Genomic DNA, 21,166 nt, shown 5'->3' with positions numbered 1-21,166 from the left:
ATTATTTTGGCTGGCCGTAGAAATCCACATCAGCCGGATGTGTAAATGTTGTTCCTCCCCAGGTAGAGCGGATCACGATCCGGATATAGCGCATCGCCGGCTGATCCAGCCCAAACACAAATTCGTGTCCATTCTCCGCTACCCGGAAGTCTTCATCTGTTACAGTTCCTCCCGGCGACGCTGAGGGCTTCACTATCTCACTGCTCATGATCTTGGTCCATTCATTCCAGTCTCCGTTTTGTGACGGCCGGTCTGCCCGGCCGTATACATCAAATTGCTGCGGGTTTCCCCAGTTATAATAGGTATCGGAAAACTTACGTTGAAAAATAACGATCCGGCTGATCTTTGCCATCAGCGACAGATCGACCGTAAACGCCGCAGGCAGTGAATTGGCAGCTGAATGTCCAAATGTATTATGGTCATCATCTATAATATAGTTGTCTTTTCCTTCCCAATTCGTGAAATTCTGGTCGTTTGCAAGCTTCATCACGGTCATCCTTGATTTCCCCAGCTTCTCTTCATACAGGGGCGTTATCTTGCCTCCGGCAGGCATCAGCGAATCGGAACGGTTACCATAGTTATCTTTAACCACAACACTGAATCTACGGGGAACCGGATCATATCCCCTGATACTTTGTGTTGCAGAATCAGCTTTTGATGTGATCACTTTTACCAGCTGCATGCGGCCCAGTGAGTCCGGTGTGAAAAATTCAAAAGTAAGCGGTGCCTGATATTCGTTCTTCCAGCTGTACTGTGCACCGCCAAAGTCGCTGATGATATTCATGGTTTTGATCAACTTGTTAAGTCCCGATTCCAGCGGTTGGATTTTTACAATTACAGGATCGGATAATTCCTGTGCCCGGTTCACAGTAAAAAGGGTTACCTCATGCATTTCTATATCGTTAAACCCCATAATATTGAGCTTATTCTCATAATAAGAAGAGCTGGATTCGAATGTTCGGCCATTGGGGAGTTTATAAACGGCTTTCACACTCAGGATATCTTCCTGGTTCGGTATCTTATAACTGATCACAGCTCCCCCGGGCAGGTTTTGAACAGCGATATCCGTTACCGGTTGGGGTTTTCCAAGACTTTTGGAAATGGGCTCATTTACCTTTTTAGTGCACGCATGCAGCAGAAAGGAAAGGATCAATAATAAAACAGTACTTTTTTTCATACGAGCAATATTTTAGTTGCGGGCTACCATCCCGGATTTTGAACCAATAGAGGATTTTTAATAATATCGTCCAGCGGAACAGGAGCAAAATAATCCCGTACGGTAAATTTCTGAGTATAAATGGTCGTAACTGTATAGTACTCTTCGGGCACGGAGGCATATACATTCCACCCCTGTATCGGCCTGTTCTGTTCCCTGATGGCCGTTTTCCATCTGCGGCTGTCCCAGTAATAGGAGGATTCACAAGCCAATTCGATCTTCCGCTCCTGCTGAATGATCTCCCGCATACCGGCCTTTGTAGCTGGCTTCTGCGGCTGGTTTGAAAAACCGGACCAGCTTTCTACCACTCCTTTCAGTCCGGCGCGGGCGCGTATCCTGTCAATGAGCTGAAACACCTCTGCATCAGGAGCCGGTTTGGACTCATTCAGGGCCTCGGCACAGAGCAGCAGCAGATCAGCAAAACGCATATCCGGATACGGATAGGTTTCTTCCGATACACTATTGGCATCGCGCCAGGTGGTATTCATCGAAATCAATTTTTTTGGCCAGTACCCCGTTGCATTGTATTCTCCCGGATTGAATACGGATGAAAATTCTCCAAAACGGTTTCGCGGATACAGGGCTTCGGCGTCGTTATCCGGATAGTTCTTATAAGAATTGCCGTACCATCTCCCGCGGTCGAACCCCAGTGTGGCATAGTACCGAAGCTCCCGGTCAAAGTTCAGCGAAGCGGTTACGCCATCTTTGGCGATCAGCAGGTTGTGCGCTTCGTCGCCAACACGGGTATTATAACGTGTAGCATAAGGGTACGTCCGATCCTCATTAATAGGTATTCCTTTGTCTGAATAAAAGACCTCCACCGTCGATAAGGGAACGCTTAGGGTACCCGTATTGGAAGAAGGTGTGGAGGTTCCCTGCTCAAACCGGGTAATAGCAGCTATCTGATATCCCCAATTTGCGGGATAGGACGAATTACCCCAAATGATCTCCGGATTCCACTTCTGTGTCACAGCACTTCTCAGCGTATTGATCACAAGTGTTGTATCAGACATTTTTTTTGCGCTTACCGCAAGGTAATCCTCCCTTTGATACAAACGGATACCGGCTTCCTCGCAAACCATTACTGCCGCCCGGCATGCAGCTGCCGCACTGTCCCATCGTTTCGCATCATACGTCTGGTTAAAGAACGGCTCGTTATCCTGGTTGACAAAACCATTGTAATCCGTATTCCCGTTGAATAGGGGACTGGCCCAATAAACCGAAACCAGGGCCTTCATAAAATGTGCCACGGGAAGTGTAAACCTTCCGATCTCGGTAGCCCGGTCTTCGATTATCTTCGGCAATGCGTTGCTGCTGATCGCTTCATTGATCAGGTCCAGAACATATTTAAAACAATCATCTATTTTCTCACGATATACCCTAACCCCTTGTGTAGATTCATTTACAGGAATATTGGTCCGTAAAGGGCAGATAGGGCCGTAATACTTGATAAGATAGAAATGATAATAGGCTTTCAGCAACTTCACCTCCGCCTTCATCCGCTCTTTTTCATATTGATTGAGATCCTTTACCCCATCCACGCGCTCCAGGAAAGTATTACAATCGCGGACCCCGGCATACAGCGACCGGATGAACTCTCCTTTGGAACTCCAGTAATTAATAAGATTTAAAGAGGCGCTGTTCTCTCCCAGCGCGGCCTGCATCCCTCCCTGGTTTCTACGGTCCTTATTAAGGGTTATCTCAAAAGCACCCAACATTCCCGGGTTCTCATTCCAGCCGGCAGATTTGGGCGTTCCCCAATAGCAGGTGGCGAGAAATTTTAAAGTAGTATATCGGTCTGCAAAAGCATTGTCCAGTGTTGCAATATTGTCCGGAACAACATCGAGGTATTTACTGCAGGAACTGATCACCGGCAGCCATACCAGACAAACAATTATTTTTTGAATAAACTGCTTCATATTCGTTGAATTTAAAAGCCAATATTTAAGCCTATATTGTATACTTTCTGAACAGGATATCCCAACCCTTCCCCGGCCATTTCCGGATCCCAGAGTTTAAACGAACTCCAGTAGAACAGATTTAGTCCGCTGAAATAAATCCTCAGGTTGGCGATCTTATACCGGTTCAGCAACGTTTTGGGAACCGTATAGCCAATCTCCGCCGACTTTAACCGGATGAATCCGGCATTTTGCATAAACCAGGTGCTGGTTTGCGTATTATTGTTAATCGTGTAATTGGACAGGCGTGGCCACAAGGCATAGGGGTTGCGGTTGGACTCCGACCAGTAGCTGTCGGCAAAAACCTTTAGCACCGCATTTTGCCCGATCCGTCCATCGTCTGAATCACCATCAATAAAAGGTGTTACATTCTGCATGTTGAACCAGAACGACTGCCGGGCTGTTCCCTGGAAAAACACCGACAGATCAAATCCCCTATATCCCAGTGAGGTTCCAAAACCATAAACGATCTCCGGTGTTACCGGATGACCGATCGGCACCATATCCAGTTCATCGATCTTACCGTCGCGGTTGATGTCGTGATATTTGATATCCCCCGCAGAATAGGCACCAAACGTCTGCAACGGTGAGTTCTTTACCTCGAGTGAATCGATAAATAAACGATCCGCCACATAGCCCCAAACCTGCCCTATCGGATGCCCTACACGCGACTTCCAGGGCGTAGTGGAGTAATCGGGTTCTTCCCATTTCAGTACTTTGTTTGTAGCATAGGTAAATGTTCCCCGGCCGTTGATCCAGAGCCCGCTGCTGAACGACTTATCGTAATTCAGTTCGATATCAATCCCTTTTCCTTCCGCTTCTCCCAGATTGGCTTTCACTTCCGGTATGATACCCATTGTAGCGGGAATGATCCGGCTCAAAAGAATATTTGTTCTTCGTTCATGATATACTTCAATAATGGAGGAAATGCCGTTGACCAGGTTGATCTCCAGTCCCAGGTTCTTTTTATAGGAGGTCTCCCATCCGATCTGATCATTGGCGTAACGGTCTACGCGCACACCCAAAGGGTTTTCGTTCATATTGATGCCCCAGTTTACCATATAGGGAGCATTAAGCGTTACCTGCGACAAATAAAAGAAGCGGTCAAGTGAGCTTCCTATAGCATCATTGCCCACCATCCCGTAAGAACCTCTCAATTTTAGCTGCTTCACCACCGAGCGTAACGGCTCAAAGAATTTTTCGTTGGAAAGCATCCATCCCGCACTTACAGAAGGAAAGAAGCCCCAGCGATTGTTCTTTGAGAAACGCTCCGACCCGTTATAACCAAAGTTCAGTTCTGCAAAATACCGGGTATCATAGTTGTAGGCAAAACGCCCTGCCAGCCCTGCATTCCTTCCGGGCAATGACAACTGGAGATTATCCGCAATTCCCTTTCGTTCCTGCCGTGCCGTAAATACCAGCAAACTGTTGATATTATGCCGGCCGAATGAACCGTTGTATTCCGTGGCACCCTCAAAATAAAAGACATTATTAATGAATCGCTGCCCCGGCAGGTAGTTAATGTATTCCGTTCCCTGGGCGGGGTTCAGACGCATTAACGTGTACGTATCGCGGATCAGGTCGAAGGACTTTAAATTATAATAGAAGGGAAAGTAGGCCCGGGTGACATTATATTCTGAATACCGGTCAAAATTTATCAGTGTACGCGCTGTAAGACCTTTTAAGATCGATTTCAGATTCTGTTTGAATTCAAAAGTAACGAACATCGTATTCTTGCTGTAATCTCTGTATCCCTTTAATGACTCCGCATAAGGATTAAGATAATTGGCATCTCCGAAATTTCCAAACAGAATGTGCTTTGCATAAGAAAATACCGAATCCGGCTCATAGTAAGGTTTAAACAATACCGGGTTAGCCTGCAACACTTTGCGATACATAGCGGCTCCTCCGTCGATCGGTCCGGTATAGTCATCGAATGTTGCGGCAAAACGGGTGATCATCTCTGTTGTCTTCGTAAGATTGATATTGACATTTGACCGGAACTGGTATTTCATCAGGCTGATATTGGAATTGAAATTGTTCCGTTTGTCTACGATCATATTCCCGTTATCCTTGGTAACGCTTGCCCCTACATAGTACCGTGCCACATTGCCGCCGCCTCTCAGGTTAACATTCACCCGGTTATTGATGATGTGATCCCTGAACATTGCCTTATTCCAGTCTGTTGACGGATAGATATCACGATGCAATCCCATTTCCGTCATGGTTATTTTTTCTTCAGAATAAAGGGCCAGCCCAAGCGGATCCCTTGTTTTAACCGCTTCGTTCTGCATGCGCATAAAGGTGACCGGATCAGCGATCTGGACCTTTTCCGTTGCCGATGAAGATGAATTCTCAATTCTCAGATTCACCTGCACTTTGCCTTCACGGCCCTCCTTGGTGGTAACGAATATTACGCCGTTGGCACCCCTGGCACCATACAGCGACGTGGCAGTAGCATCCTTCATAATACTGAAACTGGCAATATCATCGGTGTTTAACCGTGCCAGGTCATCCGGCCCCAGTTCTATGCCGTCAATCAATATCAGCGGATCCTTCTTGGCCTCTGCACCAAAAGTGGTGATACCTCTTATAAAGAAGCTGGCGTTGTCCCGGCCGGGCTCACCGCTTCGCTGGTATGAGATCATACCTGCCACTCTTCCGGCAAATGCCGTGGTGAGGTTGCTGCTGGGCACCCGCAGTTCCTCCGGCTTAATGGTGGTGATCGATCCCAGAACGCTCGCCTTTTTTTGCCGGGAATAAGCTACCACAGAAACCTCGTTTAAACTACCGGCTTCTGCATCCATTATGATCGTGAGCGGCTTTATATCAGAAATAAATATCGAAAGATCCTTATACCCCACATAGGAAAAATCAAGACTGTCATAACGACTTACCTGCAAACGGAATTCACCTTTGTTATTGGTCGTGGTACCCGTCTGTGAGCCCCGTATACTGACCGATACATTTGAGAGCGGCGATCCTGTTCGATCCTGCACCGTGCCGGAGATCATCATGTTTCCCGTGGCGGCATTCTGTTGCTGTGGAACAGGAGCCTCCGCTTCTCCCGGCGCAAAAAGATAAACCCCGTTCTCCTGCCGGTCATAACGGACCCGCTGGCCCTGCAGCACATGGGTCAGGGCTTCTGCTACAGACACTGCTTTAAGGGCGAGTTTTACCTCTTTATCATAATCAATAAAATTATCATTGTAAATAAACCGTGCATCCGATTGTTGTTCAATCAATTTTAATGCGGCTTTTACTGTGTGGGTACCTTCAATTGTTATTCCTTCAGATTGTGCAGACAGAGAAGCAGGAGCGACTAGAAACAGGCTGATAAAAAACAAAAAGCACCCGCTTAAACGTCCCCTATTCAATAAGGGAATGCTTATTTTTTTAAACATAAACCAGTTTTTAAAATAAATGTCCAGCTAGGTAAGGGCGTCCCCATCCTATCCAATAGTTACGGAAAAAGAAAACCGACCCGCGCGGTCGTTCAATAAATACAATCGTTTTAAATAATTAATAAACGTAAATGGCTAAACAACGTTTTTTGGCTTAAAGTCTCTAACCAAATATACACATTTTTTAAAACCAACTTTATTTTTTTTATTTTTTTCCCTGACTGCTGAAAGACCTGGCATCCCCCTTTGGTTTTCTCATATTTGTTACCTTTACCGATCAAATATTGAATCTATTGGCAATTAAATTCGGTGTAGCAGGAAGCGGCAGCTGGGCAACAGCATTGGTAAAGATCCTTACAGATAACGGACACAGGGTAAACTGGTGCGTACGCAGTGATACAACCGCCGGCTTTATAAAACAGCGGCATCACAATCCCAAACACCTTACCAGTGCGGTTTTAAACACCAAACTGTTACATCTTACCACCGACCTGGAAAACATTGCCGAACGGTCGGACATCATTATACTGGCAATGCCTTCCGCTTACGTAGCGGAAAGTCTTCACGAATTGCCAACCACCGTATTTAAAAATAAAAAGATCCTCTCTGCGATCAAAGGCATCCTCCCGGGAGAGAATATTCTGCTTAATGAATACCTCGAACGTCATTTTGATGTTTCACTGAAAGATTATTTCGCAGTACTTGGTCCCTGCCATGCAGAAGAAGTTGCAGCAGAAAAACTTTCCTATCTTACCTTTTCAGGAGTCGACGAGGCACTGGCCATCAAAATATCCGGTTATTTCCGGTCGCCATTTATCAATACCGTGGTCAACACGGACATACTGGGTGTTCAATATGCAGCCGTACTGAAGAACATCTATGCACTGGGTGCAGGTATCGCGCACGGACTCGATTATGGTGATAACTTCCAAAGCGTTTATATCGCAAACAGCGCGGATGAAATGGCAGGCTTCCTTCGAAAATTCGGTGCCGAACATATCGTGGTAGGAGAACACGCGGACCTCGATGATCCCGAAAAAAAATATGCCAACTATTCGGCATCTGTTTACCTGGGCGACCTGCTGGTAACCTGCTATTCCCTGCACAGCCGCAACCGTACCTTTGGCAATATGATCGGCAAAGGGTACAGCGTACAGGCGGCACAGCTGGAGCTGCGTATGGTAGCAGAAGGATACAATGCCGCCCGGTGCATCTACGACACCAATAAATCCCTGAAAGCCGAAATGCCCATTGCAGCAACGATCTACAGCATTCTCTGGGAAGGCATGCCTCCGGCGAAAGGCTTTGAGAAGATCGAAGGATTCCTGATCTGATGTTCCGCTCAATCAGATACGAACAGTGACCTTCCGGCAATAGTATAACACCGAAGCATTTTTTTTAATATCTTGTGGATATAATGCTTATTAAATTTAACGAGTATGTCTGTACCTGTTTTTCCCAATGGATTTGACTCCTGGCAGAAAACCCATTTTGAAGTGGTGGAAGCACTTTGTTATCTGCGGGATATTGAAGAACCCAGTCAGCATAAAAGCTTCAGCGAAATGCTGAACCGGAGCGCTACTGAAGAACTTTACCAGCTTGCCCAGGAACTGACGGATCAGTTTGAGGAGGATACAAAAGATCATCCGCGCGACCGGACTCTGTTTGAGGAAATCGAAGAATTTGTGGTCCGGGAAGTAAAACGCAGGCATTCGGACAAGTAACCGATTCACAACAATTACAGCAACTTCTTTTCCTGCCGGTCCCTGTATTGATCCGGCAGTAATACCCTGCTCCGCACAGGCATAGCAAATCCTGTCGTATCCGCATGCTCCGGTTTGTCTCGGGCACAAATAAGCCCCGATAAATAATTACCGGGGCTACAACTATAAACTATACACCCAAACTCCTCACCCGTATAACGGGATTGAATTTCCACAGGAATCAGTCTGGTTTTTTACCATCCAGGAAGGTGTTAATGGTATTGATCTGACCCTGATTTTTATCATCGGAGCTTACTTCAAACTTACTATAGTAACTTTCAATGTGGTTGGAATTGTTCTGTAATTCCATATTGCGGCGGATATAGGCCGGAACAGTTTCATATTCGCTGTTGGGATCATTCACGTTTACATTAAACGAGAGGTTCCGCAATTTCTGCAGGCGCTCTACCTGTTTGCGTTTTTGCAATTGCATCTCTTCTTCCGGAGACAGCTGGGGCTGCTGGGGTTGTTGCGGCTGCTCCTTCTCAACATGATTCATTACTACTTTGGGTTCCTCTGTCCGCAATTCAGTACGCTCTACCAGCTCCATTTTTTCTTCAGGCTCCGGATCCGGCACCGGCTTCTTGGCCGTCACTTCTTCTTTCCGGGGCTCGGCATAAATATTTGAAGGCTTGGCCAGATAGCTGCGTACGCCTACTCCCGCAGAAAGATCCTGCTCCGGTTCGGGTTCTTTCGACAGCGGTGCTTCCAGCACCCGGTCTTCCGCAGGTACTGCCGGAGAATAAAAGGCACTTTCTTCTTCTGCCACGATCTCCACGGTTGCTTCAGAAACCGTTTCTGGTTCGGCATTCATCCCTATTTTTTCATTGTCTTCCTTAGACAGCGTGTAATGTACATCCGCTGTTTCCTTTCCAAGACCAAGATCCGATATGTCTTCCAGGGTAGGCATGGGCGTATCCATATACACAGGCTCATCCACCAGTTTGGGCATCATAGGATCTACCTGCAGGCCCAGGCTTTTTTCGGCTTCTTTTATCTCATGCTCGATCACCTCCGGCTGCTCTGTCCGGGATTCGATTTTTGAGGCGGCGTTTTCCTGGGGGGTCAGTGTCATCACGATCTTACCTTCCGCCTGTTCCTCTTTCTTCAGTATCGGCTTTACAAAAGGATCTTTATTTTCAAAACCGGTGGCGATCAGCGTGATACCGATCTCATCACCCAATGAATTATCATATCCCAGGCCAAGGATCACGTCGGTGTTCTCTCCTGCCTGGCTCAGCAGGTGTGCCTGTATCACTTCCACCTCATCCATAGTGAACTCAGAATCACCTTCTGCAGAATTGATATTGATGAGGATCCATTTTGCACCACGGATATCATTATCATTCAGCAGCGGGGAGTTCAGCGCCTCTTCAATGGCACGCTGCGCCCTGTTCTCTCCGGAAGAGGTAGCGCTACCAAGGATGGCCACACCGCCGTTCTTCATTACGGTACAAACATCTGCAAAGTCCACATTGATCTGTCCGGTGCTGTTGATCACATCCGTGATACATTTAGCCGCAGTGGCAAGTACATTGTCTGCTTTTTCAAAAGCTTCCCGCATTTTCAGGTTTCCGAACTGATGCCGCAATTTATCATTGCTGATCACCAGCAGCGTATCCACATATTGTTTTAAGATTTTAATACCTTCCTCAGCCTGTTTATGTCTTTTTTTACCTTCATAAGCAAACGGCATGGTTACGATACCTACCGTAAGCACTCCAAGGTCCTTACAGATTTTTGCGATAATGGGCGCACCTCCGGTTCCGGTTCCGCCACCCATACCGGCGGTGATGAATGCCATTTTTGTATTCACCTCCACGATACGTTTGATCTCTTCCAGCGATTCTTCGGTTGCCTGGCGCCCGATCTCGGGATTGGCGCCTGCTCCCAGACCGGAGGTCAGCTGTGGCCCCAGCTGTATGCGGTTGGGGATCTGGCTGTTCGAAAGTGCCTGGGCATCTGTATTACAAATGATGAAGTTTACGCCGTCGATGTTTTGACTGAACATGTGATTAACGGCATTACCACCGCCACCACCTACTCCAATCACTTTGATGATGGAGGACTGTTCTTTGGGTAGATCAAAATGTATCATCTTAAAAAATTTGTGGTTCCCTTCCATGAAACCTGTTTAGTAAATGGGTTAATTATAGTTGAGTGATTAGTTGTGTTGTTTTATAAATGACCATCTTCTTCTTCCTTGAAGATGTCGATGATGCCGTTTTTAAATTTGTCCCAGAAGTTTTTCAGGGGTTGTCTTTTTTCAACAGTGGCGGTGGCCACGCTTTCTTCCACAACAGCAACGGCGCCCAATGCGTCTGCTGCTTCCTGCTTGATCAGATCCTGCGGTACGGGGATGTTGATAAAGCTTTTCTCGAAGACCTTGCGGTTGTTTTCAAAATCGTCGTATCCTTTCAGGATCAGCCCCAGGCAGGTGGAATACGTGGGTTTGGCAAGCTCTTCGATATGTCCGGCAGCCAGGTGTTCGTTAGGCAGGCCGATGCGTGCCGGAAGTCCGGTAACATATTCTGTAAGCTGGATCAGGTGCCGCAATTGCGAACCTCCGCCTGTAAGAACGATACCCCCATTCAGCTGGCGGTTGTCCATTCCGATCTGTTTTAGGTGATAGGTAACAAAATCCAGGATCTCGCTCATACGCGCCTGGATGATATTGGCCAGGTTCTTTACGCTGATCTCTTTTGCAGGCATGCCCCGCAACCCCGGTATGGTGATATATGCGTTGGCTTTGGCTTCATTGGCCAGTGCACTTCCAAACTGGGTTTTCATCTGCTCTGCCTGGCTTTTTAATACTCCCAGACCGGTTTTAATATCGTTGGTAATATTTTCCCCTGCAAACGGGATCACCGCCGTATGACGCAATACGCCGTCTGCAAACACCGCCAGGTCGGTGGTACCGCCACCAATATCAACAATGGCCACACCGGCTTCCAGGTCTTCCTGTCCCATTACCGCGGCGGCTGAAGCCAGAGGCTGCAGCACCAGGTCCTTTGTATACAATCCCGCTTTTTCCACACTGCGGTTGATATTGCGGATCGCATTCTTATCCCCTGTAATGATATGGAAATTGGCGCCCAGTTTTACACCGCTGTATCCGATGGGGCGTACAATGTTGGGCATATTGTCTACCGTATATTCCTGGGGGATCACGTCAATGATCTGGTCACCGGCCGGGATATAGGTCTTGTATTGTTTGCTGACCAGCAGGTCTACTTCCGCCTGGTTGATCTCTTCTTCCTCATTCTCGCGCACGATATCCCCGCGGGTCTGCAGACTTTTTATATGATGCCCTGCAATACCGACATATACCTCTCCGATATTCAGATTGGGGTTCACCGACAAACAATTGTCCAATGCCAGTTTAATGGCTTTGATCGTTTCGTCGATATTCAATACCTGGCCATGCTTCACGCCATTGGAGTTGGCTTTGCCAAAGCCAAGAATTTCCAGTTTTCCAAATTCGTTCTTGCGCCCGGCAATAACAGCAATCTTGGTGGTTCCAATGTCCAGTCCTACGATAATGGGTTGTTCAGGATTCATATATTTCGTTTTTAGTTGTTCTTTTTAACCGGTGCTTTTTTAGAAGCACTTTTCTTTTCCGTCTCCCTGCGCTTTGTTACCGCAGGTTTTGTTGTTTTCTTTGCAGTTGCTGCTTTCGACACCTGCTTCTTTTTATCATCTGTTTTTGCCTGCGGCTTTCCGGAACTGCTTTTTTTTGTTGTTGCAACAGTATTCTTTGCGGATGCCGTGCTTTTACCTGCTTCTTTTTTCGCCGGGCTCTTTTCTTCCGTTTTCTTCACTTCTTTTTTTACAGGGTCCTTTGCTGTTGCTTCCTTCTTTTCATCATTGCCGCCGTTGAGAGCAGCAGCAACCGGCTGCTCAGGCTTATCGCCTACCGACATCAATGCCAGGGTGTCCATTCCATCTTCTCCCGCCGGTTTCTCATACAACATCCGCGCGTCCGCTGAGGTATCGGCTTGTATCATCCGTATGTTAGGTACAACCTGGGCCACTTCGATCAGGTCATTTGCTTTTCGTGACTGCTGTAGTAACTCTTCAATATTCTTGCGCAGCTGCAGGGAGTCCAGTTTGGAATAACGGCCTTTGACCCCTACCACCTGGCCTCCGTACTGTACATCGATCCGCTGGTATTTATCAAAACCCGTGCGCTTCAGTACCTGGTCATAAAACAGGTACAGGCGATGGAATTTGGAAGCGATATCACTGCCATCTCCCAGATCCACACGATGATTACCTACAACCGGTACCATCTCCATATCCCAGCAATCACTCCCGCATTTGTGAATATCGATCTGCGATACCTGGGCTACCCAGAAGGAATCGCTGTTGATAAAAGAAGCAGTGGCGATCATATTTTCCAGCAAGGCGCTGTCTGCTGCATTCATCACCTTGCGGTTAGGATATCCGGTAAATACGGGAACATCCAGGGAGATCTTATCCGAAAGCGGGATCTGTTTTCCGGCCTCGTCTATATAGAACGACTGGCCATCGTTTGAAAAGACCCTTGCCAGCGGTTTGCGCTCGGTTACATTTACCCGGAGGATGTCCTTATTATCAAAATACAGTTCCGCGTTGTACACCCAGGAGCTCTGTTCCAGCAGGTCTTCGATACGAGGAAGATTGAACCCGCTTTTACGCTGACCGGTAACCGGGCCGGCTGAAGCTTGCTTCAATAATTTTACGATCTGCTCTTTGGAGGTAAACAGGCTTCCGTTCTCCGCACCACGGATGCTGATCTCATACCCCTTGCAGTTGCTGTCGTCCTGCACGCGCATGGCCGCAACGACCAGTGTAAACATACCTGCGCCCACACCCAACCACATGAGTGTTAACAACATCCTTTTTATCGCCCTTTTCCTGTTCACTTCGTTTCTGTTAATCGTTCTTTTATCTGTTCTACCAATTTGTCGATATCACCGGCTCCTGCGGTAATGATCACTTCCCCGAATTCCCGTTCCCGGTCCTTCTGAAACGTTTCCGATACCCAGGCCAGTAATGCTTCTTTTGTCATGATTACAGGGTCCGCTCCATCCATCTGCTCGGCAATGGTATGGCTTTCGATTCCGGGTATCGGTTGTTCTCTGGCAGGGTATACCGGTAACAGGATCACCTTGTTAACCCTACTCAAAACAGCAGCAAAATCCTGGGCAAAATCTCTTGTACGGCTGTACAAATGCGGCTGGAAAATTAGCGTACATTTCATTTGGGGAAACAGGGTTTTTACACTATTTATCAACGCCTTCAGTTCCTCCGGATGGTGCGCATAATCATCAATAAAAACCAGGTCTTTTTGTTTAATGATGTATTCAAACCGCCGCTGCACCCCTTTAAACGATGCCACTGCTGTTCGTATCTTTTCCGGGTCAATGTTCAGTGCCTTGGCCACGGCAATGGCGGCCACCATGTTCTCCACATTGTGCATGCCTCCCATGTTCAGGCGCAGTCCGCTGATCTCCGCCGAGGGATGCACCAGGTCAAAGTCGTAGCCGCCGTCACTCATCGTTATATTGACCGCATAAATATTGGCGCTGTCATTCTGCAGGCTGTACTGCCACATATGCTCTGCGCGCAGTTCCCGGCCGATGCCCAGTTTCCGGATCAGCAGGCCGCTGCGTTTCAGCCGTTGTGCAAACTCAGCAAAAGCGTTGCGCACATTCTCCGCGGTACCATAAATATCCAGGTGGTCCGGATCAATGGCCGTTACCACCGCTATATCCGGACTCAGTCTCAAAAAACTGCGGTCGTATTCGTCTGCTTCGATCACACATACATCCCTTTCACTGCTCCAGAAATTCGTACCGTAGTTGGCGGAGATACCACCCAGGAACGCATTGCATCCGTAGCCGCTGTCGCGCAGCAAATGCGCGATCATCGTGGTGGTAGTGGTTTTACCGTGCGTACCGGCCACACATATATTAAAAGAACTTTCCGTGATCTGCTGCAGTACCTCACTGCGCTTCATCACCGGATAGTCATTTGTTTTATAATACTCCAGTTCCCGGTGTGCCGAAGGAACGGCGGGTGTATACACCACCCAGTCGGCATCCCGTGGTGCCTGCTCCGGATCATCCTCATAATGCACCGGAATGCCTTCTGCTGTCAGTGCGTTCGTAAGCGCAGTTGCTGTTTTATCATACCCGCTTACCGCCACTCCTCTTGAATGAAAATAACGCGCCAGGGCACTCATCCCGATACCTCCGATCCCGATAAAGTAGATCCGCTTCAAATCCCCTATTTGTTTTCCCTGCACGTTATATTGTTTTTAAAATTTCATCTGCGATCCGCTCATCCGCATCCGTAACAGACAATCCGGTCAGCGTCTCGCTCATATATTTCCGCGTTGCTTCGTCTTTTGCCAGGGCAATCACTTTTGCGATGGCCTGATCTTTTGCCTCACTGTCCTTTACCAGCCAGGCCGCGCCTTTATCTACCAGCCGTGTGGCATTTACCGTCTGATGATCTTCCGTTGCAAACGGATAGGGCACAAAAATGACCGGTTTGCGGGCCACACAGATCTCCGCTACGGTCATGGCGCCGGCCCTTGCCATAATGATATCCGCAGCGGCATAAGCCTGTTGCATCTCTGTGATAAACTCGTTCGCCCATATCTCCTTATGTTCTACTGCGATCTCCGTCGCTTCCTTTGACAGGGTTTTCCCCGTCTGCCAGATGAGCTGCAGCCCGGCCTTGAGCAGCGCGCCCACATGCGTAATCACTGCTTCGTTTATGGAACGCGCGCCCAGGCTTCCGCCCACTACCAGCACTGTCAGCTTATCGGGCGGCAGTGAAAAATACCGGAGTGCCTGTTCCCTGCTTATGTTCATGGATGCGATCGCCTGCCGTACCGGGTTCCCGGTCACCAGGATCTTATCCGCAGGAAAAAACTTCTCCATTCCATCCGTTGCTGTAAATACCCGCGTAGCATTCTTACCCAGCATGATATTTGCTTTTCCTGCAAAGGAATTGGACTCATGAATGAATGTAGGTATACCTCTTGCCTGTGCATATTTTAATACCGGGAAGGTTGAATAGCCTCCTACTCCGATCACCGCATCCGGCGGAAAGGTTTTAAAGATCTTCTTTACCTGGAAAAAACTTTTTACCAGTTTGAAAGGCAATGTGATATTCTTTAGCAGAGAGCTGCGGTTAAAACCCGCAATATCCAGTCCTTTTATCTCATAGCCTGCCTGCGGTACTTTTTCCATCTCCATCTTACCTGCAGCACCTACAAACAGGAACTGCAGCGACGGATCTTTCCGCTGTAATGCGTTGGCAATGGCGATGGCGGGGAAAATATGCCCCCCGGTACCACCACCTGCTATGATTATTCTTTTACTCATCTGTTTTTTCCGCTATTTCTACTTCCACCACTTCTTCCGCAGCCGCTTCAGCTATGGGTTGTGGCCGTTCAATATTCTCCACGTTACGGGATACGCTCAAAATGATACCGATCGCCAGGCAGGTGAACAGGAAACTGGATCCCCCCATACTCACCAGGGGCAGCGTTACCCCTGTTACCGGAAAAAGGTTCACCGTTACCGCCATATTGGCCACCGCCTGGATGGCCAGTGTAAAGCTCAGTCCCAGCGCCAGAAAGGCACCGAAGGCAAAGGGGCACCTTTTAAAGATCCGGATACACCGGTACAGGAATACGATGTATATAAAGAGGATAAAAGCTCCTCCCAGCAATCCGTATTCCTCGATAATGATCGCGAAAATAAAATCGTTATACGCCTGGGGCAGGTAATCTCTTGTGGTACTGTTGCCAGGCCCCACACCCAGGAAACCGCCTTTTGAAATGGCGATCTTGGCCTGGTTCACCTGGTACATCTCATCATTATCCGCTTCTTTACCTCCGTATATAAAATTCTCCACACGTCCGATCCAGGTATCCACCCTTGTGGTCAGTCCGCCGGTGGCTTTCTTCACTGCCTGTGTGGTTTCCGTTGTATCAATATCCTTACCGCTTTTATGCCGTACCATTGCTGCCATGATCAGCATGATAATGGGAATAAGCGCGAGACTCGCCACCAGCAACAGGTGCTTTACGCTTACCCTGCCGATGAATAATAACATCATGCAACTGGCACCGAGCAGCAGGGCCGTAGACAGGTTGGCCGGGGCGATCAGCAGACAGGTGATGCCGATGGGCAGGATGACCGGCAGGAATCCTTTTTTAAAGTTTTTGATCACCTGCTGTTTGCGGCTCAGCAAACGTGCCAGGTACATGAACAACGCCAGCTTTGCCAGATCCGAGGTTTGCATGGTCATATTGATCAGCGGCACCTTTATCCAGCGGCTGCCTTCATTCATCTTTACCCCAAAGAACAGCGTATAGGCCAATAGCGGGATACTTAGTACAAAAAGAATCCGCGCCACTTTGGAGTAAATGGTATAATTGACCCGGTGCGCAAAATAAACAATGGCAAAACCCAGCAGGATAAACACCACCTGCTTGAACAGATATACCTCGGTATTTCCTTTGTATTTCTTATACGCCAAAGAGCCGGTGGCACTGTAAACTGCCAGCAATGAAACCAGCGTCAGGAAAACCACTAATGCCCAGATCACCTTATCCCCCCGGGCATGCTGGTCCAGTCCGCCTTTCCAGCTCCTGGTACGCACCACTTTTTCCTCCGTTCCTATTTCCGCTGTTGCTGCCATTTTTAAATCCGCTTTTATAGTTCGATCACCGCACGCTTGAATTGCGTACCGCGGTCTTCATAATTTTTAAACAGGTCGAAGCTGGCACAGGCCGGGCTTAACAAAACCACATCTCCTTTTTCCGCATGTGCAAAAGCCGCACCCACGGCTTCAGCCGCGCTGGCCGTATCAATAATGACAGATACACTGTCTTTAAATGCCGCATGGATCTTCGTATTGTCGACACCCAGACAGATGATCGCCTTTACTTTTTCGGCCACCAGTTCCTCCATCAGTGAATAATCATTGCCTTTGTCTACGCCCCCAAGGATCAGCACGGTGGGCTTTGTCATACTTTCCAGCGCGTACCAGGTTGAATTAACATTAGTGGCCTTGCTGTCGTTAATAAATTCAACTCCCCTGATGGTAGCTACGTGCTCCATACGGTGCTCCAGGTTCTGAAATGTCTGAACCGCTTCGCGGATCTTTTCCTTCCGGATGTCCATTGTTGCGGCTGTAACGCATGCTGCCATAGTGTTGTACTGATTGTGTTTACCTTTTAGTGTAAAGTCATAAATACTCATGTTCATGAAATCTTCACCCGTTCTTACGTACATATCGCCATCCTTGATAAAAGCCGTTTTATTTTCTCTTTCCATGCTAATCGGTAGTTGAATTGATTGAATATTAAATTTATCTATTGATTCCTTTGTTACCGGGTCATCTGCATTGTATATAAAATAATCGGTAGCCTGCTGATTCTTTACAATGCGGAACTTACTCTTTATATAATTATCGAATTTGTATTCGTAGCGATCCAGGTGATCCTCTGTGATATTGGTCAGCACCGATATATAAGGCCGGAACTCCTCGATATCATCCAGCTGGAAGCTGCTTACCTCTACCACGTATACGGGTTTGGGATCCAGGGCCACCTGCTTTGCAAAGGATTCACCGATATTGCCTACCAGCGCCGCATCCAGTCCGCCAACCTTGCAGATATGATGGATGAGCGATGTAGTAGTGGTCTTCCCGTTGCTGCCGGTTATAGCGATGATCCGGCTGCTGCCTGCAAAACGATAGGCCAGCTCGATTTCACTGATCACCGGGATGCCCTTTAGCCGGATCTTGCGCACCAGCTCATTTTTTTCAGGGATCCCCGGGCTTTTTACCACTTCTTCCGCATCCAGGATCTTTTCTTCCGTGTGGCCATCTTCTTCCCACCCGATACCTGCCTGCCGCAGTTCGCTACGATATATTTCTTTCAAAGAACCGCCGTCTGATAAAAAAACGGTATACCCTTTTTGTTTTGCCAGCAGGGCCGCCCCTACACCACTTTCACCTCCTCCCAATATGACCAGCCGCTTTCCCACTGTCTATCTCAGTTTTAAGGTTACGATACACACCACTACCAGCAATATCTGCACGATCCAGAACCGCGTCACGATCTTTGCTTCGTGGTAACCCAGCTTTTGATAATGATGGTGCAGCGGGCTCATCAGGAAGATCCGCCGGCCCTCTCCGTATTTTTTCTTCGTATACTTAAAATACGTCACCTGCAGCGATACACTCAGCACTTCCACGAGGAACACGCCGCAGAATATCGGTATCAGTAGCTCCTTATGAACGATAATGGCCACGGATGCGATGATACCGCCGAGCGTCAGACTTCCCGTATCACCCATAAACACCTGGGCCGGATAGGAATTGTACCAGAGAAACCCGACGCAGGCTCCGATCATGGCGGCCAGAAAAATAGACAGCTCGCCCAGATTGGGGATGTACATGATATTGAGGTAATCCGCAAAATTGAAATTACCGCTGGCATAGGCAAAGATCCCCAGCATAACACCGATGAGCGCCGAGGTGCCCGTGGCCAGTCCGTCCAGACCGTCGGTAATATTGGCACCATTGGAAACCGCTGTGATGATAAAGACCACGATCAGGATATACAATACCCATGCATACTGCTCCAGTGCTTCCGGAAGCAGCTTGGCATAATTGAATTCATGATTCTTAACAAACGGGATGGTCGTAATCGGCGCCTTTGTGGCTACAAAATGTTTGGTGCGGTTGTTTACCGTTTTGGTAATCACCTCGGTTTCAGCTACGCCCGGAGCGTTGCCGATATACTCCCTCCAGATCTTTACATTGCTGTTAAAATACAGCACAGATCCTACAGTGATACCCAGAACCACCTGGCCAAAAATCTTGAACCAGCCCGCCAGCCCGTCCTTATCCTGTTTTTTGTACGCCTCCCCTTTTTCACGGGCGATACGTTTGGCCCGCAGCTTCAGATAATCATCCAGGAAACCGATAGCCCCCAGCCAGATAGTAGCAAACAACATCAGCAGGATATATACCGTGTTCAATCGTGCAAAGAGCAGTGTGGGAACCAGTATACCCAGGATAATAATGATCCCTCCCATGGTGGGCGTTCCTTTTTTTGCCTGTTCGCCAGCCAGCCCCAGATCCCGAACGGATTCGCCCACCAGCTTATTCCGCAGGATATTGATCAGCCGTTTACCAAATATCAAAGTGATGGTAAGCGCCAGCAGTACCGCCATCATTACCCGGAACGTGATAAATTCCATAAGGTTCCGGCCGGGAAAATTGATGCCGTTCTGCTTAAACCACTCAAATAAATGATACAACATACGTCTTGCTTCTTTTACTTTTCTAACAATCCAAATAATTCGCTTACGGTTTCCCTGTCGTCAAAATGATTCCGGACGCCCTTTATCTCCTGATAGGTTTCATGTCCTTTACCGGCTATAAGTATGATGTCTGATTCATCAGCCAGACTGATCGCCGTCTTTATGGCTTCCTTTCTGTCTGCAATGGAGATACATTTTCTGCGGCTGCCTGCGGGCACACCCGCTTCCATATCTTTTATGATCACCAGCGGATCTTCACTCCTTGGATTATCACTGGTAAAAATGACCTTATCACTGTACTCGCACGCCACTTCTGCCATTACGGGTCTTTTTGTTTTATCCCGGTCGCCTCCGCATCCCACAACCGTGATCACCTGTTCAAATCCTTTCCGTAGTTTTTTAATGGTGGCCAGTACATTCAACAACGCATCCGGTGTATGTGCATAATCCACGATACCGATGATATTTGATTTTGGGGACACGATATAATCAAACCGTCCGGCGGCGCCGTTCAATACGCTTAATGTTTGCAGCACTGCTACCTTCTCCTGACCGAGACTTACCGCCGCGCCGTATACTGCCAGCAGGTTGTAGGCATTGAATTCACCGATCAGGCGGAAATGCACTTCCTGCTCGTCCACCATCATGTGCAATCCCATGATACTGTTGTCCAGTATCTTTCCTTTAAAATCGCTGGTGGTCCTGAGGCTGTAGGTTTTAATGGCCGCTCTGGTGTTCTGCACCATTACCACACCCCGTTTATCATCTACATTTGTAAGCGCAAAAGCTTCTTTTGGCAGCTGATCAAAAAATGTTTTTTTTACCCGGATGTATTCATCAAAGGTTTTATGATAGTCGAGATGATCATGCGTAATATTACTGAAGATCCCCCCTGCAAATTCCAGGCCTTCGATCCGGTGCTGATGGATGGCATGCGAACTTACTTCCATAAAAGCATACTGACACCCTCCGGCCACCATTTGCGCCAGCAGGCTGTTTAGGCTGACTGCATCCGGCGTTGTATGCGTAGCTTCCAGTTTTTCGGCACCGATATGGTTTTGAACCGTACTGATCAGTCCGCAGGTGAACCCAAGGCTGCTGAATAATTTGTACAGCAGTGTGGCAATGGTCGTTTTTCCATTGGTACCGGTAACACCCACCAGCTTCAGCTGTGTGGAAGGCTGCCCGTAAAAATGATGTGCTATGATGCCGGCGGCGGCGGCACTGTCGGCCACCTGCACATAGGTAACCTGTGCTGCCCTTGTTTCCGGAAGCGTTTCGCAAACGATTGCCGCTGCTCCGTTCTGAACCGCATTGTCAATGAACTGGTGTCCGTCCATTCCTCCCTTCACCGCTACAAATACACTTCCGGGCTTTACGTTACGGGAATCAATGGTCACCGCGCTGATCTCAGTTGCGGTGGTTCCCTCTACCGATTGTAATTTGGTTTTATATAATAGCTCCTGTAACTGCACTCAAATGA

Annotated in this window: 14 protein-coding genes; 2 read left to right on the top strand and 12 right to left on the bottom strand. The window is 48.0% G+C overall.

The window, feature by feature from the left end; translation table 11 throughout:
* Window position 1: 1 nt before the first annotated feature.
* Genes K7B07_RS15675 through K7B07_RS15665 form a run of 3 tightly spaced genes read right to left on the bottom strand, consistent with a single transcriptional unit; the run spans window position 2 to window position 6,578 of the window.
* Window positions 2-1,177 carry a DUF5000 domain-containing lipoprotein gene (locus K7B07_RS15675; RefSeq protein ID WP_223711185.1) on the bottom strand — a complete coding sequence of 392 codons (1,176 nt, stop codon included), beginning with the start codon at window positions 1,175-1,177 and terminating at the stop codon, window positions 2-4.
* A 23-nt stretch (window positions 1,178-1,200) separates the two neighbouring features.
* Entirely contained in the window at window positions 1,201-3,135 is a 1,935-nt protein-coding gene (locus K7B07_RS15670) for a RagB/SusD family nutrient uptake outer membrane protein (protein WP_223711183.1), read from the bottom strand.
* Window positions 3,136-3,146: 11 nt separating this feature from the next.
* A complete protein-coding gene (locus K7B07_RS15665; RefSeq protein WP_223711182.1) occupies window positions 3,147-6,578 on the bottom strand; it encodes a TonB-dependent receptor in 3,432 nt (1,143 codons plus the stop codon).
* A 293-nt stretch (window positions 6,579-6,871) separates the two neighbouring features.
* On the opposite strand from K7B07_RS15665, the gene K7B07_RS15660 reads away from it, so the two are divergent.
* Window positions 6,872-7,912 (top strand): NAD(P)H-dependent glycerol-3-phosphate dehydrogenase, encoded by a 1,041-nt coding sequence (locus K7B07_RS15660; RefSeq protein WP_223711180.1) that lies wholly within the window; start codon window positions 6,872-6,874, stop codon window positions 7,910-7,912.
* Window positions 7,913-8,017: 105 nt separating this feature from the next.
* Window positions 8,018-8,302 (top strand): hypothetical protein, encoded by a 285-nt coding sequence (locus K7B07_RS15655; protein WP_223711179.1) that lies wholly within the window; start codon window positions 8,018-8,020, stop codon window positions 8,300-8,302.
* A gap of 220 nt (window positions 8,303-8,522) precedes the next feature.
* Here the strand turns inward: K7B07_RS15655 and ftsZ are convergent, their stop codons facing one another.
* The 9 genes from ftsZ to K7B07_RS15610 all read right to left on the bottom strand — a co-directional run bounded on the left by ftsZ (window position 8,523) and on the right by K7B07_RS15610 (window position 21,158).
* Window positions 8,523-10,439 (bottom strand): cell division protein FtsZ, encoded by a 1,917-nt coding sequence (gene ftsZ, locus K7B07_RS15650; RefSeq protein ID WP_223711177.1) that lies wholly within the window; start codon window positions 10,437-10,439, stop codon window positions 8,523-8,525.
* A gap of 80 nt (window positions 10,440-10,519) precedes the next feature.
* Window positions 10,520-11,902: a cell division protein FtsA gene (gene ftsA, locus K7B07_RS15645; protein WP_223711175.1), complete on the bottom strand. Its 1,383-nt coding sequence runs from the start codon at window positions 11,900-11,902 to the stop codon at window positions 10,520-10,522.
* An 11-nt stretch (window positions 11,903-11,913) separates the two neighbouring features.
* Entirely contained in the window at window positions 11,914-13,221 is a 1,308-nt protein-coding gene (locus K7B07_RS15640) for a cell division protein FtsQ/DivIB (protein ID WP_223711173.1), read from the bottom strand.
* Window positions 13,222-13,244: 23 nt separating this feature from the next.
* On the bottom strand, window positions 13,245-14,633 hold the full coding sequence (gene murC / locus K7B07_RS15635) for a UDP-N-acetylmuramate--L-alanine ligase (RefSeq protein ID WP_223711171.1): 1,389 nt from the start codon (window positions 14,631-14,633) through the stop codon (window positions 13,245-13,247).
* A 1-nt stretch (window position 14,634) separates the two neighbouring features.
* Window positions 14,635-15,723: an undecaprenyldiphospho-muramoylpentapeptide beta-N-acetylglucosaminyltransferase gene (murG, locus tag K7B07_RS15630; RefSeq protein ID WP_223711170.1), complete on the bottom strand. Its 1,089-nt coding sequence runs from the start codon at window positions 15,721-15,723 to the stop codon at window positions 14,635-14,637.
* Window positions 15,716-17,047 (bottom strand): FtsW/RodA/SpoVE family cell cycle protein, encoded by a 1,332-nt coding sequence (locus K7B07_RS15625; protein ID WP_223711168.1) that lies wholly within the window; start codon window positions 17,045-17,047, stop codon window positions 15,716-15,718. Before K7B07_RS15625 ends, murG begins: the two co-directional genes overlap by 8 nt.
* A 14-nt stretch (window positions 17,048-17,061) precedes the next feature.
* Complete coding sequence (murD, locus tag K7B07_RS15620) at window positions 17,062-18,399, bottom strand: UDP-N-acetylmuramoyl-L-alanine--D-glutamate ligase (RefSeq protein ID WP_223711166.1); 1,338 nt, start codon at window positions 18,397-18,399, stop codon at window positions 17,062-17,064.
* Window positions 18,400-18,402: 3 nt separating this feature from the next.
* Window positions 18,403-19,683: a phospho-N-acetylmuramoyl-pentapeptide-transferase gene (mraY, locus tag K7B07_RS15615; RefSeq protein ID WP_223711165.1), complete on the bottom strand. Its 1,281-nt coding sequence runs from the start codon at window positions 19,681-19,683 to the stop codon at window positions 18,403-18,405.
* A gap of 14 nt (window positions 19,684-19,697) precedes the next feature.
* Window positions 19,698-21,158, bottom strand: coding sequence for a UDP-N-acetylmuramoyl-L-alanyl-D-glutamate--2,6-diaminopimelate ligase (locus K7B07_RS15610; protein WP_223711163.1), 1,461 nt, complete (start codon window positions 21,156-21,158; stop codon window positions 19,698-19,700).
* Window positions 21,159-21,166 lie beyond the last annotated feature (8 nt).

The organism is Niabella beijingensis (assembly GCF_020034665.1).
GTDB lineage: Bacteria > Bacteroidota > Bacteroidia > Chitinophagales > Chitinophagaceae > Niabella > Niabella beijingensis.
Note: the sequence above shows the minus strand (reverse complement) of the source record. Positions and strands in the feature narration are given on the sequence as shown.

What these genes read in the sequence shown, in the direction of transcription:
- K7B07_RS15675 (WP_223711185.1), bottom strand. Translation starts at nt 1,177, where the DNA reads ATGAAAAAAAGTACTGTTTTATTATTGATCCTTTCCTTTCTGCTGCAT.
- K7B07_RS15670 (WP_223711183.1), bottom strand. Translation starts at nt 3,135, where the DNA reads ATGAAGCAGTTTATTCAAAAAATAATTGTTTGTCTGGTATGGCTGCCG.
- K7B07_RS15665 (WP_223711182.1), bottom strand. Translation starts at nt 6,578, where the DNA reads ATGTTTAAAAAAATAAGCATTCCCTTATTGAATAGGGGACGTTTAAGC.
- K7B07_RS15655 (WP_223711179.1), top strand. Translation starts at nt 8,018, where the DNA reads ATGTCTGTACCTGTTTTTCCCAATGGATTTGACTCCTGGCAGAAAACC.
- ftsZ (WP_223711177.1), bottom strand. Translation starts at nt 10,439, where the DNA reads ATGATACATTTTGATCTACCCAAAGAACAGTCCTCCATCATCAAAGTG.
- ftsA (WP_223711175.1), bottom strand. Translation starts at nt 11,902, where the DNA reads ATGAATCCTGAACAACCCATTATCGTAGGACTGGACATTGGAACCACC.
- K7B07_RS15640 (WP_223711173.1), bottom strand. Translation starts at nt 13,221, where the DNA reads ATGTTGTTAACACTCATGTGGTTGGGTGTGGGCGCAGGTATGTTTACA.
- murG (WP_223711170.1), bottom strand. Translation starts at nt 15,723, where the DNA reads ATGAGTAAAAGAATAATCATAGCAGGTGGTGGTACCGGGGGGCATATT.
- K7B07_RS15625 (WP_223711168.1), bottom strand. Translation starts at nt 17,047, where the DNA reads ATGGCAGCAACAGCGGAAATAGGAACGGAGGAAAAAGTGGTGCGTACC.
- mraY (WP_223711165.1), bottom strand. Translation starts at nt 19,683, where the DNA reads ATGTTGTATCATTTATTTGAGTGGTTTAAGCAGAACGGCATCAATTTT.